At 70.6% G+C, this 13,412-nt stretch carries 14 protein-coding genes; 11 read left to right on the forward strand and 3 right to left on the reverse strand.

Annotation, left to right across the window (positions count from 1 at the left end):
• Nucleotides 1–72 precede the first annotated feature (72 nt).
• The 5 genes from DR046_RS06460 (at nucleotide 73) to DR046_RS06480 (ending at nucleotide 4,555) form a co-directional block, all read left to right on the forward strand.
• Entirely contained in the window at nucleotides 73–1,026 is a 954-nt protein-coding gene (locus tag DR046_RS06460) for a dihydrodipicolinate synthase family protein (RefSeq protein WP_115381133.1), read from the forward strand.
• 97 nt (nucleotides 1,027–1,123) lie between these two features.
• Entirely contained in the window at nucleotides 1,124–1,687 is a 564-nt protein-coding gene (locus DR046_RS06465) for a 3-hydroxyanthranilate 3,4-dioxygenase (RefSeq protein ID WP_115381135.1), read from the forward strand.
• Between the two features lie 41 nt (nucleotides 1,688–1,728).
• Nucleotides 1,729–2,706, forward strand: a complete 978-nt coding sequence (locus DR046_RS06470; RefSeq protein WP_115381137.1) for a TRAP transporter substrate-binding protein — start codon at nucleotides 1,729–1,731, stop codon at nucleotides 2,704–2,706.
• 50 nt (nucleotides 2,707–2,756) lie between these two features.
• Entirely contained in the window at nucleotides 2,757–3,299 is a 543-nt protein-coding gene (locus DR046_RS06475; RefSeq protein ID WP_115381139.1) for a TRAP transporter small permease, read from the forward strand.
• Nucleotides 3,296–4,555 (forward strand): TRAP transporter large permease, encoded by a 1,260-nt coding sequence (locus DR046_RS06480; protein WP_115381141.1) that lies wholly within the window; start codon nucleotides 3,296–3,298, stop codon nucleotides 4,553–4,555. Before DR046_RS06475 ends, DR046_RS06480 begins: the two co-directional genes overlap by 4 nt.
• A 65-nt stretch (nucleotides 4,556–4,620) precedes the next feature.
• Here the strand turns inward: DR046_RS06480 and DR046_RS06485 are convergent, their stop codons facing one another.
• Nucleotides 4,621–5,178: a hypothetical protein gene (locus DR046_RS06485; RefSeq protein WP_115381143.1), complete on the reverse strand. Its 558-nt coding sequence runs from the start codon at nucleotides 5,176–5,178 to the stop codon at nucleotides 4,621–4,623.
• A gap of 375 nt (nucleotides 5,179–5,553) precedes the next feature.
• Here DR046_RS06485 and DR046_RS06490 point away from each other — a divergent pair, with 375 nt between their 5' ends.
• Nucleotides 5,554–6,093, forward strand: a complete 540-nt coding sequence (locus DR046_RS06490) for a hypothetical protein (protein ID WP_115381145.1) — start codon at nucleotides 5,554–5,556, stop codon at nucleotides 6,091–6,093.
• 81 nt (nucleotides 6,094–6,174) lie between these two features.
• Here the strand turns inward: DR046_RS06490 and DR046_RS06495 are convergent, their stop codons facing one another.
• Entirely contained in the window at nucleotides 6,175–6,627 is a 453-nt protein-coding gene (locus DR046_RS06495) for an Lrp/AsnC family transcriptional regulator (RefSeq protein WP_115381356.1), read from the reverse strand.
• Between the two features lie 73 nt (nucleotides 6,628–6,700).
• On the opposite strand from DR046_RS06495, the gene DR046_RS06500 reads away from it, so the two are divergent.
• Nucleotides 6,701–7,300 carry a LysE family translocator gene (locus DR046_RS06500; protein ID WP_115381147.1) on the forward strand — a complete coding sequence of 200 codons (600 nt, stop codon included), beginning with the start codon at nucleotides 6,701–6,703 and terminating at the stop codon, nucleotides 7,298–7,300.
• Between the two features lie 109 nt (nucleotides 7,301–7,409).
• Here the strand turns inward: DR046_RS06500 and DR046_RS06505 are convergent, their stop codons facing one another.
• The gene (locus DR046_RS06505; RefSeq protein WP_115381149.1) at nucleotides 7,410–9,374 is read right to left on the reverse strand and encodes a lytic transglycosylase domain-containing protein; all 1,965 of its coding nucleotides are present in this window, start codon (nucleotides 9,372–9,374) and stop codon (nucleotides 7,410–7,412) included.
• 126 nt (nucleotides 9,375–9,500) lie between these two features.
• Here DR046_RS06505 and dapA point away from each other — a divergent pair, with 126 nt between their 5' ends.
• Genes dapA through smpB form a run of 4 tightly spaced genes read left to right on the forward strand, consistent with a single transcriptional unit; the run spans nucleotide 9,501 to nucleotide 13,361 of the window.
• Nucleotides 9,501–10,373, forward strand: coding sequence for a 4-hydroxy-tetrahydrodipicolinate synthase (gene dapA, locus DR046_RS06510; RefSeq protein ID WP_115381151.1), 873 nt, complete (start codon nucleotides 9,501–9,503; stop codon nucleotides 10,371–10,373).
• 1 nt (nucleotide 10,374) lies between these two features.
• Nucleotides 10,375–11,544: an MFS transporter gene (locus DR046_RS06515; RefSeq protein ID WP_115381153.1), complete on the forward strand. Its 1,170-nt coding sequence runs from the start codon at nucleotides 10,375–10,377 to the stop codon at nucleotides 11,542–11,544.
• A 45-nt stretch (nucleotides 11,545–11,589) separates the two neighbouring features.
• Nucleotides 11,590–12,852, forward strand: a complete 1,263-nt coding sequence (locus tag DR046_RS06520; protein ID WP_115381155.1) for an APC family permease — start codon at nucleotides 11,590–11,592, stop codon at nucleotides 12,850–12,852.
• A gap of 32 nt (nucleotides 12,853–12,884) precedes the next feature.
• Nucleotides 12,885–13,361 (forward strand): SsrA-binding protein SmpB, encoded by a 477-nt coding sequence (smpB, locus tag DR046_RS06525; RefSeq protein ID WP_115381157.1) that lies wholly within the window; start codon nucleotides 12,885–12,887, stop codon nucleotides 13,359–13,361.
• Nucleotides 13,362–13,412: the final 51 nt, after the last annotated feature.

Here is a 13,412-nt window from a genome sequence, read left to right on the forward strand (position 1 = left end):
TAGCCGCATCCTGTCCAAGCGCTGGCCGCGCGCGCGTCGCGCCCGCCATATGCCCGCGAAAGGAGGTCCCCGATGGACTACGCCAAGCACGAGGCCAAGGCCCATGCCCGCGAGACCATGCGCGGCATCTGGGCCGCCGCGCTAACGCCCTTCGCGCCCGACCTCTCGATCGACGACGCGGGCTTCCGCGCCAACATCCGCCACTGGATCCGCGACCTCGGCATCGCGGGCCTGTTCGTCGCGGGCAAGCAGGGCGAGTTCTGGGCGATGTCGCTGGACGAGCGGAAGCGCTGCATGTCCATCGCGGTCGAGGAATGCGCGGGCAGGGCGGGGACGATCCTGTCGATCTCGGACCAGAACGTCGACACGGTGCTGGAGCTCGGCCGCCACGCCGAGGCCATCGGCGCCGACTACGTCGTCGTCCACGCGCCGATGCTCAGCTTCTGCCACGACCGCGACGAGGTTCTCTACAACTACTACAGATACCTCTGCGACCGGCTCGACATCGGCATCGCGATGTGGAGCCATCCGGACGCGGGCTACCTGATGGAGCCGGAGACCTGCGCCCGCATCGCCGACCTGCCCAACATCATGGCGATCAAGTATTCCGTCCCGCGCGAGATGTATGCCCGCCTGACCCGGCTGGCAGGCGACCGCATCCTCGTCTCGACCTCGCGCGAGGAGGACTGGCTCGACAATATCGAGGAGTTGGGCTGGCAGCTCTATCTCTGCTCCTCGCCGCCCTACCAGCTTCAGACGGCGAACGACCAGCGGATGAACGAATATACCGAACTGGCCTTCGCCGGACGCTTCGCCGAGGCCCGCCGCGTCCGCGACAGCCTGGAGCCGGTCCGCGCCGCCATCCGCGACACGAAGCCCGGCGGCAAGCCAACCGCCCATGGCAAGTACTGGCAGGAGCTGCTGGGCCAGGTCGGCGGCCCGGTGCGCCACCCGATGCTGAACCTGACCGAGGCCGAGAAGGACGCGACGCGCGCCGCCTTCGAGGGCTGCGGGCTGCGGCTCTGACCGCGCTATCGGGATTTCGGATAGCGCTTTCGCTCGAAACCCGCCTTTCGCTGCACCGAATATCCGCTACCCTGCCGCGAACCCGAAGGAGGTGCCGATGCACGCCCATCCGACGCTGAAGCCGTTCAACTTCCGCCAATGGGTCGCCGACAACGCCGACAAGCTGAAGCCGCCGGTCGGCAACCAGCTTCTCCACAAGGAGGGCGACATGATCGTCATGGTCGTCGGCGGGCCGAACACCCGGATGGATTTCCACGACGACCCGGTCGAGGAATGGTTCTTCCAGCAGAAGGGCGACATGGTCCTGAAGATCGCCGACGGCGGGAAGATCTACGACGTGCCCGTTCGCGAGGGCGAGGTCTTCCTGCTGCCCCCGCATGTCCGCCACGCGCCGCAGCGCCCGCAGGAGGGGTCGATCGGCATCGTCGTCGAGGCGCCGCGCCAGCCCGGCATGCAGGAGGGGTTCGAGTGGTACTGCTTCGAGTGCGAGGGGCTGGTGCATCGCGCCGACGTGGCCCTTGACGGGGCCGAGGGAATCGTCAGTCAATTGCCGAAGATCTACGAGGCCTTCCATGCCGACATGGAAGCCCGGACCTGCCCGAATTGCGGCGCGGTGCATCCCGGCAAGGGAAAGCCGCCCGAGGGCTGGGTGACGCTGTAGGCGGCCGGACGAGCCGCCGGGAACAAACGGGGAGACGACGCATGAAGACGATCACGAAGACGCTGCTCGGCAGCGCCATCGGGCTGGCGATGGCCATGCCCGCCATGGCCGAGGAGTTCCGCCTGGGCCTCATCACGCCGCCGCCCCATGTCTGGACCCGCGCGGCCGAGGCCTTCGGGGCGGAGCTTGCCGAACGCTCGGGCGGCGAACATTCCGTCACCGTCTTCCCCGCCCAGCAGCTCGGCAACGAGGCCGAGATGCTGCAGCAGCTTCAGACCGGCGCGCTGGACATGGCCTTCATGACCGTGGCCGAGGTCTCGAACCGCGCCCCCGACTTCGGCGCCTTCTACGCACCCTTCCTCGCCAACGACATCGAGCACGCGGCCCGCATCCTGCGCTCGGACGAGGCCAAGGGGATGATGGACCAGCTTCCCGCGACCGTGGGCGTGGTGGGCCTGGGCTACGGCATGGCAGGCCTGCGCCAGATCGTCAGCCGGGGCGACGTGGCCAGCGCCGAGGACCTCGCGGGCCTCAAGCTGCGGATCACGCCCTTCGCGCCGATCCTCGACTTCTACAACGCGCTCGGCGCCGCGCCGACACCGATGCCGCTGCCCGACGTCTACGATGCGCTGGCCAACGGGCAGGTCGACGCCATCGACATGGACGCGGAGCTGATCTGGCTGCTGAAATATTACGAGCATGCCGATACCGTCGTGCAGTCCGACCACATGATGTTCCCGATGGTCGGCCTCGTGTCCGGCCGCGTCTGGGCCGGCCTCTCCGACGAGGACAAGGCGCTCATCGCCGAGCTGGTGGCCAAGCACGTCGACAGCACCATCGACTCCTATGTCGCGCTCGAGCAGGACTGGCTCGACCAGATCGCCGCGACCGAGACGACCTATACCCGGGTCGATGCCGACTTCTTCGGCGATGCCGTCGCGCAGTGGAACGCGATCTGGTCCGAGAAGTCCGGCGCGCTGGACATGCTGCGCGACGTCGCCGCCGCGACGGCCGAGTGATCCCGGCCCCGGGGGGCGGTCCAGCGCCCCGGCCCCCGGAGGAGAGCCCCATGCTGATGCGTCTTTCGGCCGGCTGGGCCCGGCTGGAGATCGCCGCCGCCGCCGTGCTGGCCGTCTCGGTGACCGGGCTCATCCTGCTCAACGTGGTGACGCGGTCGATGGGGGCCGCGCTCTACTGGGTGGACGAGCTGGCGATCTACGCGATGGCCTGGATGACCTTCCTCGGCGCCTCGGCCGCGCTGCATTTCGGCAACTCGGTCGCGATCACGGTCCTGACCGACCCGCTGCCCGCGCCCGCCCGGCGCGTAGCGGCGCGCATCGTCGATGTCCTCGTGCTGGTCTTCGCGCTGTTCATGCTGTGGTTCTGCTGGCGCTGGTATGCCCCGCTGGAGCTGGCGCGGGCGGGCTTCGACGTGATGGCCTTCCAGGGCGCGACCTTCAACTTCATCTACGCGGAACCGACGACGACGCTGGGGATCCCCAAGGCCTGGGTCTGGAGCGTCATGTGGCTCTTCGCCGGCGGCGCCACGCTCCACGGCTTCGCCAACCTGCTGACCCCGCACGAGAGCCGCCCGACCGGGTCCGCCGCATGACCCCCTTCGTCTTCGCCTTCAAGCTGCTGATCGGCGTCCCGGTCGCGCTGGTCCTGGCGCTGACCGCCATCTGGTATGTCTGGGAAAGCGACAACCTCGTCCTCTACGACAGCTTCGCGCAGAAGATGTTCTCGGGGCTGGAGAATTACGGGTTGCTCGCGATCCCGCTCTTCATGCTGACGGGCGAGATGATGAACGAGGGCGGCATGACCCGCCGCCTGATCAACGCGGCCCGCGTCTTCGTCGGCGGGTTTCGGGGCGGGCTGGCCTATATCAACCTGCTGGCCAACATGTTCATGGCCGCCATTATCGGCTCGGCCACGGCGCAGATCGCGGTCATGGCCCGCGCCATGACCCCCGAGATGGAGCGGGAGGGCTACGACACCGGCTTTGCCGCTGCCACGACGGCCGCCGGGGGGCTGCTGGCGCCGGTCATCCCGCCCTCGATGCTGTTCGTGATATTCGGCGTGCTGGCGCAGGTGCCCATCGGCGACATGTTCCTCGCCGGCATCCTGCCGGGCCTGCTGCTTTCGGCCAGCTTCGCGGCGGTGATCTTCTGCATCGGTCTGGTCCGCGGCTTCCCCGCCGGGTCGTGGTATGCGCGGGGCGAGGCGCTGCGCGCGCTCGCCGCCTGCCTGCCCGCGCTGACGATCCCGGTCGCGATCATCGGCGGTATCCTCCTCGGCATCGCCACGCCGACCGAGTCGGCGGCCGTCGCCTCGACCATCGCCTTCCTCGTCGGCTGGCTTGTCTACCGGGAGCTGAAACCTTCGGCGCTCTGGGCGATGTTCGTGCGCACCGCGGTCAACGCCTCGATGATCGTCTTCATGATCGCGGCGGCCAGCGTCTTCGGCTGGGTCATCATCTACGAAGCCCTGCCGCAGAAGCTGGCCGCGCTGATGGTGACGATCACCGACGACCCGTTCCTGTTCCTGCTGATCGTGAACCTCGTCCTGCTCTGCGTCGGGATGCTGATCGACGGGATCGCCGCCGTCATCCTCGTCACCCCGATCCTGCTGCCGATCGCGACGGGCAATTACGACATCAGCCCGTTCCAGTTCGGGGTGGTGATCTGCCTCAACCTCGTGCTGGGGCTGCTGACCCCGCCGGTCGGCGTCGGCCTCTACATCACCTCCTCGATGAGCGGGGTGAGCCCGGGCCGCATCCTGCGCTCGCTCTGGCCGTTCCTGCTGGCGGTCGCGGTGGTGCTGGTGCTGCTCAGCCGCTTTCCCTGGCTGTCGACGGCGCTGATCTGAGGGCCCGGCGGTGCCGCTTCGCGGGGGCTACGGCCTGAAAGAGCGGCCGACCGACGGCCGCAGCCTCACCCCGCCTCGCCGAAATACCCTTCGGCCGTCAGGTAGCCCGCCGCCCGCACCGCCGGGCACCAGCTCGCCTCGAAGGCCGTGTCGCCGATCATCAGCACGGCGTCCGCGGGCAGGCGGTGCGCCTTCAGCATCTCCTGCAGCCGCGCCCGCAGCGCCGCCGGGCTGTCCGCGAAGGAGGGCGCGCGCCCGGCCCAGTCCAGAGGCGCCGGCGCCGCGACCGGCAGCGGGCGATGGACCAGCGCCGCGCGCTCGGCCCGCGCCCCGGCCAGCTTGGCCGCGCGGACGGCCTCGATCTCGGCGCTGCGGATCATGCGCAGCGCATTGGACGAGAACAGCAGCGCCGCGATGTCCCGCCCCGTGCCCGCCCGCACGCTGGCATAGGTCCCGTAGTCGAGCCCCAAGGCGGCGGCCCGCCGCACCCGCATCCGCACGACCTCGACCGGCAGGATCGGCCCCAGCAACGCCCGGCGCGCGCGCCGCCATTGATGCAGGCGGCCGGTATAGCCCTGCAGGTCCTTGCCGGAATTGTGGCCGATGCCGGGGGTGTGAGACATGCGCGCGCTCCTTCCAGGCACAGCAAGCCGCGAGAGCGCGGCGGACGCAAGAGGCTTCATCGAGCCGCCGCGCGCCGCGACCGTCCCGCCAATGGACCCGGTGTCCCATGCCTGCGGTCGCCCGAGCCCGCGGAGCCCTCGAAGGCTTCGTCACCCATCGCGGCGCCCGAGCGATTCGTCGGCATGACCTCCACCGGATCGCGCAACCCGCCCCGCCGCAGACCGGCAGGCTGCACGGGACGGACCGTCCCGAGCTTGTGTTCCGCTGGCCCCTGCCGACCGGGCCCTCGACCCGTCGCCACGCGGGGAAGGGTCAACTTCCGTCTCGGGCGCCCTAGCTTTGTCCCAAGCCGAACCAGTCCGGAGGTGCTTTCCATGACCCTGACCCTCGCCCCGCGCGACCCGCGCGTCCACGTCTTCTCCGTCAGCGACGGCAACGTGAAGCTCGCCCACCAGACCTATCTTTCGCGGCTCGACGAGACGCCGGTCGACGCCACCCCCCTGCAGGAGGCCTTCGGCGCCGCCATCGACACCACCTATGCCGAAGTCTTCTCGACCGCCGACATCGCGCCGATGAGGCTGCGCGACTACCTCGCCCAGGCCCACGACATCCCGCCCGAGAGGCTGTCGGCCGAGGCCGCGCGGCTCGACGGCCTCTCGGGCGACGTGGCGGTGCTCGCGCCGCGCGCGGTCGAGGGGCTGTCCGAGCTTCAGCCCCGGCCGGAGCTGACCCATATCGGCAGCTTCGCCCCGGCCGAGGCCGACTCCGCCCCGCGCGAGCTGCCGCCGGCCAGCCGGTCCCCGGGCGTGGCGACCCCCGCGACCTCCGCCGACTCCGGCCGGCCGACCCGCACGATCCTCTGGATCGTCCTCGGCGTGCTCGTCGTCGTGATCGGCCTCGTGGTCCTGCTCTGACGGGGCCCGGGCCGGGCGATCCCCCGGGCCGCCAAGGCCTGCCCCTTCGGGTGCGGCGCCGGGGCGGCGTCTGCGCCCCCGTCAGGCGCGCTCGTCCTTGGGCGATCCCATGACGACATAGGTCGTGAGCGACGCGACCTGCGGCAGCACGCCGAGGATCTCGGTGTGGAAATGCTTGTAGGCGGCGAGGTCGCGGGCCTCGACGCGCAGCAGGTATTCGACGGCGCCGGTGACGTTGTGACACTCCCGCACCTCGGGCGCGCGGGCGACGGCGCGCTCGAAGGCCTGCTGGCTGGCCTTGCTGTGCTCGTTGAGCCCGACAGCGATGAAGGCGGTGAAGCCGATGCCGGCCTTGTCGGGGTCGATCACCGCCCGGTAGCCGCGGATCAGCCCCGACCGTTCCATCGCCTGCACCCGCCGCAGCGTGGCCGAGGGCGACAGCCCGACCCGCTGGGCCAGCGCCTGGTTGGTGATCCGCCCCTCGCGCGCGAGTATACGCAAGATCCTGTCGTCGAACGGGTCATTTTCGGCCATGACGTGCGTAATCTGGCCTCGGCGCGCGCCGGAAGCAAGCACCTGCCGCCGGTTCCGGGGCACATCCTGCGCCATGACCTCCGATCTACTCCTCGGCCTCGTGGCCTTCGCCTTCGCCTCCTCGATCACGCCGGGGCCGAACAATCTCATGATCCTCGCCTCCGGGGCAAATTTCGGCGCGGCGCGGTCGGTCCCGCATGTTCTTGGCATCTCGGTCGGGTTCGGGGCGATGATCGTGCTCGTGGGCCTCGGCCTCGGGCAGGTGTTCGAGACCTTCCCCTGGGCCAGGCCGGCGCTTGCCGCGGTCTCGGTCGCCTATCTCTTGTGGCTCGCCTGGCGTATCGCGAGCGCGCCCCCGCCCGAGCGGGCCAAGGCCGACGGGCGTCCGCTGACCTTCGCCGAGGCCGCGGCCTTCCAGTGGGTCAATCCGAAGGCCTGGACGATGGCGCTGACGGCGGTGACGCTCTACACGGCGGGCGGGCCTTTGGCGGTGGTGCCGGTCGCGGCGGTGTTCACCGTGGTGAACCTGCCGTCCATCGGAGTCTGGCTGCTGCTCGGGGTGCAGATGCGGCGCTGGCTGACCTCGCCCGCGCGGCTCCGGGCGTTCAACTGGACGATGGCGGGGCTGCTGGTCGCGTCGCTCTGGCCGACGGTCGCCCCGTTGCTGGGCTAGGGTGATCCCTTCCGACCGCGCTCGGGCCGAAGCGCCGCGCGATACCGCATCGGGGTTGCCGATGCCGCGTCGCCCGACCGTCGCCAGTCACGACCTTCGGCGTGGGGCCCTATCCCCCCTCGGCCCGCAAACTGTCATAGCCGTCGCGCAGCCAGTCGGTCAGCCGCACCTCTCCGGCTTCGCCGGTCAGACGGGCGCGGTAGGGCAGCAGGCTCTCCGAGACGCGCATGATGTAGTTGCGGGTCTCCGAGAAGGGGACGTTCTCGATCCAGTCGACCACGTCGACCGAGGGGTCAGAGGGATCGCCGAACCGGTCCGTCCATTGCCGTGCCCGCGACGGGCCCGCATTGTAGGCCACAGGGACGAGGATGGCCGAAGGGCCGAACTCTGCCTCCAGCTCCTGGATGTACGTCGTGCCGAGCGCCGCGTTGTAGAGCGGGTCCGAGGTCAGCCGCGTCGCGCTGTAGGGCAGGCCCAGGTCCCCCGCCATCTCGCGGGCGGTACCGGGCATCAGCTGCATCAGACCCCGCGCCCCCGCACCGGAGACGACGACCGGATCGAATTCCGACTCGCGACGGGCGATCGACAGGGTCAGCTCCGGCGCGACGGGCGTGTCGAGCGCCGCCAGCTCCGTCACCGGGAAATAGCCGCGATGCAGCTCGAACCCGCGCTGCGCGGCGCGCTTTGCGGTGATCAGCGCGATATGCGGCTCTCCACGGTCAAGGATCTCGTCGATCAGGCTGCCGATCTCGGCGCGGGGCAGGCTTTCGGCCATGTGCGCGAAGAAACGCTCCGCGAGGTCGCCCTCGCCGATATCGTCCAGCGCCATGGCCGCACGCAGCACGCTGCTGCCGGCCATCCCGGTGGCGGGCAGGGGCGGAAAGACCTCCTCGCCAGTCAGCAGGGGATCGGCCGGAAGCCCCGCCCGCTCGGCGGCGAGCTGGCCGTAGAAGCTGGTCTGGTAGCGCGCGCCGTCCCTCCAGGCGTCCATCGCGCCTTCGGTGTCGCCCGTCGCTTCCAGCGCCTGGCCCAGCCAGTAGAAACCGCGCCCTTTCGAGATCGGGGACAGGACGTTCGCCTCGAACCGGCGGAAATGCGCAACCGCGTCCTCGGGCCGGTCGAGGAAGCGCAGCGCGATGTAGCCCGCCAGCCATTCCAGCGAGGCGATGTCCTCGGACCCCTCCGGCATGTGATGGTTCGCCGCGACGCGGTAGCCCGCCTCGGGCTGCCCGTCCTGCTTGAGCCCGCGCGCGAGCGTCTCGCGATGCGGGGCCCAGGCCGAGGGGGCGCCCAGCGTGTTCGCGCTCTCGTCATAGGCGAAAAGCAGGTCCAGCGCGTCCTCGCGCCGGCCCCGGTCGAGCCGCCAGCGGAAGCGCTCATAGGCGAGGCCCTGATGCGCGCGCCACTCCTCGGGCACCGCCTCGATCAGCGCGTCCACCCCGGGCCGGTCCTCGCGCAGCGCGATCCGGGCGCGGGCCAGCGTCGCCTCGGGCCCTGCGGGGACGAGCGGCAGCATCCGCTCGGCCGACTCGACGTCGCCCTGCCAGGCCAGCGCGTCGAGCCGGGCGGCGTGGTAGGGCTCCAGCACCTCGCCGAAGAGCTCGAGGAACCCCGCTTGGCTTGAGGCCGGCATCGGCTCGGTCAGCCACCAGTCGATGACCAGCGCCTCGGCCCGGTCGGCCCGCCCCTCCGCGCGCAGCGCGATGGCGAACATCAGCGCCCCGCGCGAGGTGGAGGGCGGGTATTCCTCGAAATGGGCGATGATCTCGGCGGGCGGCGTTGTCGCAGGCAGCTCGGCCTCCACGCGCGACAGCAGCAGGTCCTCGCCCGGCCAGTCGGGATTGCGGTCGAGGAAGGCCACCGCCTCGTCGAAATCGCCCTGCCGGTTGCGCAGCAGGTGCCACAGCACGACGTCGGCGACGGCGCGGTCTTCGATCCGGGCCATGGCGGCGCGCGCGGCGGCCCAGTCTCCGGCGCGGATCTGCGCCAGCCCGGCGGTCAGGTCCGGATCGGCCCGAAGCGACGGGGCCGAGGCGGCGAGGACGGCGCAGGCGGCGAGGATGGCTTTCAGCATTGAAACGGCTCCCTGTCGGTCAGGTCGGCGATACGGTCTTGATGTCTCACGTCATCGTCTTGCCGCGCCGGAAAGCTGCGGCTAGGTGTCCGTCGAATTCCACGCTCCAGGTAGGAGGTCGCACCGATGTTCAAAGGCTCCATGGTTGCCCTGGTGACGCCCTTCAAGCAAGGGGCCGTGGACTTCGACGCGCTCGACGCCTTGGTAGATTGGCAGATCAACGAGGGCACGCAAGGGCTTGTTCCCGTCGGCACCACCGGAGAGAGCCCGACCCTGACCCATGACGAACACGATGCCGTGGTCGCCCGGGTGGTGGCCCGCGCCGCCGGCCGCGCGACGGTGATCGCGGGGGCGGGATCGAACAACACCGCCGAGGCGCGCCGCCTCGTCGAGCACGCCAAGCAGGCGGGCGCCGACGCCGCGCTCGTGGTCACGCCCTATTACAACAAGCCCACCCAGGCGGGGCTCATCGCGCATTTCTCGGCCCTGGCCGAGATCGGACTGCCGATCGTGATCTACAACATCCCCGGCCGCTCCGTCGTCGACATGAGCCCTGCCACGATGGGTGAGCTGGCGAAGCTGCCCGCGATCGTCGGCGTCAAGGACGCGACCGGCGACCTGGCCCGGGTCAGCGCGCAGCGCCTCACCTGCGGGCCCGATTTCGCGCAGCTCTCGGGCGAGGACGCGACGGCCCACGGCTTCAACGCCCAGGGCGGCGTCGGCTGCATCTCGGTCACCTGCAACGTCGCGCCGCGCCTGTTGCGCGAGATGCACGACGCCTGCGCCGCGAACGACTATGCGACCGCGCTTTCGGTGCAGGACCGGCTGATGCCGCTGCACCAGGCGATCTTCGCCGAGCCGGGTGTTGTCGGCGCCAAATATGCGCTGTCGCTGCTGGGCCGCGCTGCCCCCGACGTGCGCCTGCCGCTCACCCCGGCGACCGAGGGCACCAGGGCGCGCATTGCCGAGGCGATGCGCCATGCGGGGCTGCTGAACTGACATGGGCGGGCTGCCGAGGGGGCTGATCCCGGTCCTCTCGGGCGCGAACTTCGTCATCGGGATGGGGGCGTTCCTCGTCATCGGGATGCTCGGGCCGCTGGCGCGCGACCTCGCGCTCCCGGCCGCGCAGGCGGGCTGGGTGATGACGGCCTACGCTTTGGCCTATGCTGTCCTGTCGCCGCTGCTGGTCTCGCTGACCGGAGGCTTCGGCCGCCGCCGCGTGGTCGCGGCGGGGATGGCGCTGTTCGGGCTCGGCGCGCTCGGCTCGGCGCTGGCGCCGTCGCTCGAGGCGCTGCTCGCCGCGCGGGTCGTCGCCGCGGCGGGGGCGGGGCTGACGACGCCGGTGGCCGCGGCGGTGGCCGCCGCCCTGGCCGCGCCCGAGGCGCGGGGCAGGGTGCTGGCCTTCGTCTTCATGGGGCTGACGGTCGCGCAGGTGCTGGGCGTGCCCGCGGGCAGCTGGATCGCCTATACCTTCGGCTGGCGCGCGGCCTTCTGGGTGGTGGCGGCGCTCTGCCTGCTGGCCACGGTCGCGATCTGGCGGATCGTGCCGGCCGGGCTCGCCTTCCAGAGGGTGACGCTGGGCGATCTCGGCTCGGTGCTGGCCAACGGGCGGCTGATGCTGGCCATCTCCTTCACCGCGATCTTCCTCGGGGCGATCTACGTGCCCTTCACCTATCTCGCGCCCCTGCTGGAGACTCGGATGGGGCTCGACCGCAACGGGGTGACGGCGGCGCTGGCGGTCTGCGGCCTGGGCGCGGTGGCGGGCAACCTGCTGGGCGGAGCGCTGTCGGACCGGCTCGGCCCGTTCCGCACGCTGCTCATGCTCTCCTGCCTGCAGGTCGCGGTCATGCCGCTCCTGTCGCTGCTGCCGCTGCCGCTCCCCTGGGCGGTGGCGTTGTTCTTCGGCTGGAACGCGGCGGGCTATGCCTTCATGGCAGGCCAGCAGACGCGCCTCGTCGCGCTGGCCGGGGCGCAGGCGCCGGTGGCGCTGTCGCTCAACGCGGCCTGCATCTATGGCGGCGCCGCCATCGGGGCGGCCATCGGCGGGGCCGTCGTCTCGGAGGCGGGACTCTCGGCGCTGGGCGTCGCGGGCGGCGCGGGCGCGATCCTCGCCATCGTCACCATCCTCGTCTCGCATCGGCTGACCCCGGTGCGGAACGCAACCGCCTGAGGGCCCGCGGGGGAACCCCGGCCGCGCCGATCCGTTCTTCCCGCGATGGCAGAGACGACGAGCGACCAGGGCCTCGAGCGGTCCATGGGCCTGACCGGCCTGATCTTCTACGGAATCGGCACGATCCTCGGGGCGGGCATCTTCGTCGTCATCGGGGAAGTGATCGCCAAGGCGGGGGTGCTCTCCCCGCTGGCCTATGTGATCGGCGCGACGGTGGCCGTTACCTCCGCCATGACCTTCAGCGAGATCGGCGCCCGCATCCCTTCGGCCGGGGGCGCCGTCGAATACATGGAGCAGTCCTTCGGCCGCGGCCTTTTCGCCACGACGGTCGGCTGGGTCCTCGTCGCGGCGAACATCGTGTCGGGGGCCACGATCACGACCGGCTTCGTCAGCTATCTCGGCGCCTTCGTCGACCTGCCGGGCTGGATCGCGACGGTGGGGCTGGTCGCGCTGCTGGTCGCCATCGCCGCGATCGGGATGAAGCAGTCCGCCTGGTTCATGACCACGACGACGATCGTGGGCCTCGGCACGCTGGTCCTGATCGTCTGGATCAACCGCGAGGGGCTGATGGCCTCGCCCGGCGCGATGCTCGGCGCCTTCGGTGGCGAGGGCACCGGTGACGGCACCGGCGGCCTCGGCGCCGGGCTCTTCGCGGCGGCCTTCCTGTCGGTCTATTCCTTCATCGGCTTCGGCGACGTCGCGCAGACCGCCGAGGAGGTGAAGGACGTCCGCAAGACCCTGCCGCGCGCGATGATGATCGTGCTGGGGGTCGTGCTGGTGTCCTATGTCGTCATCGCGATGGCCGTGACCGGTTCGGGCGACACCGAGGCGTTGGCCGAGGCCGAGGCCCCGCTGGTCCGGGCGGTGGAGCGCCACGGCTGGCCCGGCCTGCCCTTCGCCATCGCGTCGCTCTTCGTGATCGTGAACGGCGGCCTGACCCAGATCATCGCCGCCGCGCGGCTGCTGCTGGAGCTCGCGCGAGACGGCAATCGCGCGCCCGCCATCTTCGCCCGCGTCAACGACGCCACCGATACGCCGCTGATGGCGACGCTCGCCTCGGGTGCGGTGGTGCTGGCGCTGGCGATGTTCGTGCCGCTGGGCACGCTGGCGCAGGGCACCAGCCTCGCCATCCTCGTCGTCTTCGCCGCCGTCAACGCGGCGCTCTGGCGGCTGAAGCGGCAGGGCCAGCCCGAGGGCGTGCCGGATGTCTGGATCGGCTGGCCGGTGCTGGGCATGGCGGTCTGCGGCGCGGCAGTGCTGGGGCAGGTCGGGCTCTGGCTCTTCGGGCCGTCGCTCGGGGCGTCCTAGACAGTCCGGCCGCCGGGGCTTATCTGGCGGCGATGGCAAAGAAAGACGAGAACAAGAACTACAAGGTGATCGCCGAGAACCGGCGCGCGCGCTTCGACTACGCGATCGAGGACGATCTCGAATGCGGGATCGTGCTGGAAGGGTCCGAGGTGAAGTCGCTGCGCGAAGGCGGCGCCAACGTCGCCGAGAGCTATGCCGAGGTCTCGGACGGCGAACTCTGGCTCGTCAACAGCTACGTGGCGCCCTATGCCCAGGCGAAGACCTTCGGCCACGAGGAGAAGCGCCGCCGCAAGCTGCTGGTCTCGAAGAAGGAGCTGTCGAAGCTCTGGAACGCGACCGCGCGCGAGGGCTACACGATCGTGCCGCTGGTGCTCTACTTCAACCACAAGGGCATCGCCAAGCTGAAGGTCGGGATTGCCAAGGGCAAGAAGACCGCCGACAAGCGCGAGGCGACCGCCAAACGCGACTGGCAGCGCCAGAAGGCCAGGCTGCTGAAGGAGCACGGATGAGGCGGGCGCCGCGATCCTCGACGATCGTGGCCGGCGTCCCCGAAGAAGCCG

Origin of the sequence: Jannaschia formosa, assembly GCF_003340555.1 — a bacterium.
GTDB classification, from domain to species: domain Bacteria; phylum Pseudomonadota; class Alphaproteobacteria; order Rhodobacterales; family Rhodobacteraceae; genus Jannaschia; species Jannaschia formosa.

Excerpts from the sequence above, each read along its gene's own strand:
- DR046_RS06460 (WP_115381133.1), top strand. The coding sequence starts at position 73 with ATGGACTACGCCAAGCACGAGGCCAAGGCCCATGCCCGCGAGACCATG.
- DR046_RS06465 (WP_115381135.1), top strand. The coding sequence starts at position 1,124 with ATGCACGCCCATCCGACGCTGAAGCCGTTCAACTTCCGCCAATGGGTC.
- DR046_RS06470 (WP_115381137.1), top strand. The coding sequence starts at position 1,729 with ATGAAGACGATCACGAAGACGCTGCTCGGCAGCGCCATCGGGCTGGCG.
- DR046_RS06475 (WP_115381139.1), top strand. The coding sequence starts at position 2,757 with ATGCTGATGCGTCTTTCGGCCGGCTGGGCCCGGCTGGAGATCGCCGCC.
- DR046_RS06480 (WP_115381141.1), top strand. The coding sequence starts at position 3,296 with ATGACCCCCTTCGTCTTCGCCTTCAAGCTGCTGATCGGCGTCCCGGTC.
- DR046_RS06485 (WP_115381143.1), bottom strand. The coding sequence starts at position 5,178 with ATGTCTCACACCCCCGGCATCGGCCACAATTCCGGCAAGGACCTGCAG.
- DR046_RS06490 (WP_115381145.1), top strand. The coding sequence starts at position 5,554 with ATGACCCTGACCCTCGCCCCGCGCGACCCGCGCGTCCACGTCTTCTCC.
- DR046_RS06495 (WP_115381356.1), bottom strand. The coding sequence starts at position 6,627 with ATGGCCGAAAATGACCCGTTCGACGACAGGATCTTGCGTATACTCGCG.
- DR046_RS06500 (WP_115381147.1), top strand. The coding sequence starts at position 6,701 with ATGACCTCCGATCTACTCCTCGGCCTCGTGGCCTTCGCCTTCGCCTCC.
- DR046_RS06505 (WP_115381149.1), bottom strand. The coding sequence starts at position 9,374 with ATGCTGAAAGCCATCCTCGCCGCCTGCGCCGTCCTCGCCGCCTCGGCC.
- dapA (WP_115381151.1), top strand. The coding sequence starts at position 9,501 with ATGTTCAAAGGCTCCATGGTTGCCCTGGTGACGCCCTTCAAGCAAGGG.
- DR046_RS06515 (WP_115381153.1), top strand. The coding sequence starts at position 10,375 with ATGGGCGGGCTGCCGAGGGGGCTGATCCCGGTCCTCTCGGGCGCGAAC.
- DR046_RS06520 (WP_115381155.1), top strand. The coding sequence starts at position 11,590 with ATGGCAGAGACGACGAGCGACCAGGGCCTCGAGCGGTCCATGGGCCTG.
- smpB (WP_115381157.1), top strand. The coding sequence starts at position 12,885 with ATGGCAAAGAAAGACGAGAACAAGAACTACAAGGTGATCGCCGAGAAC.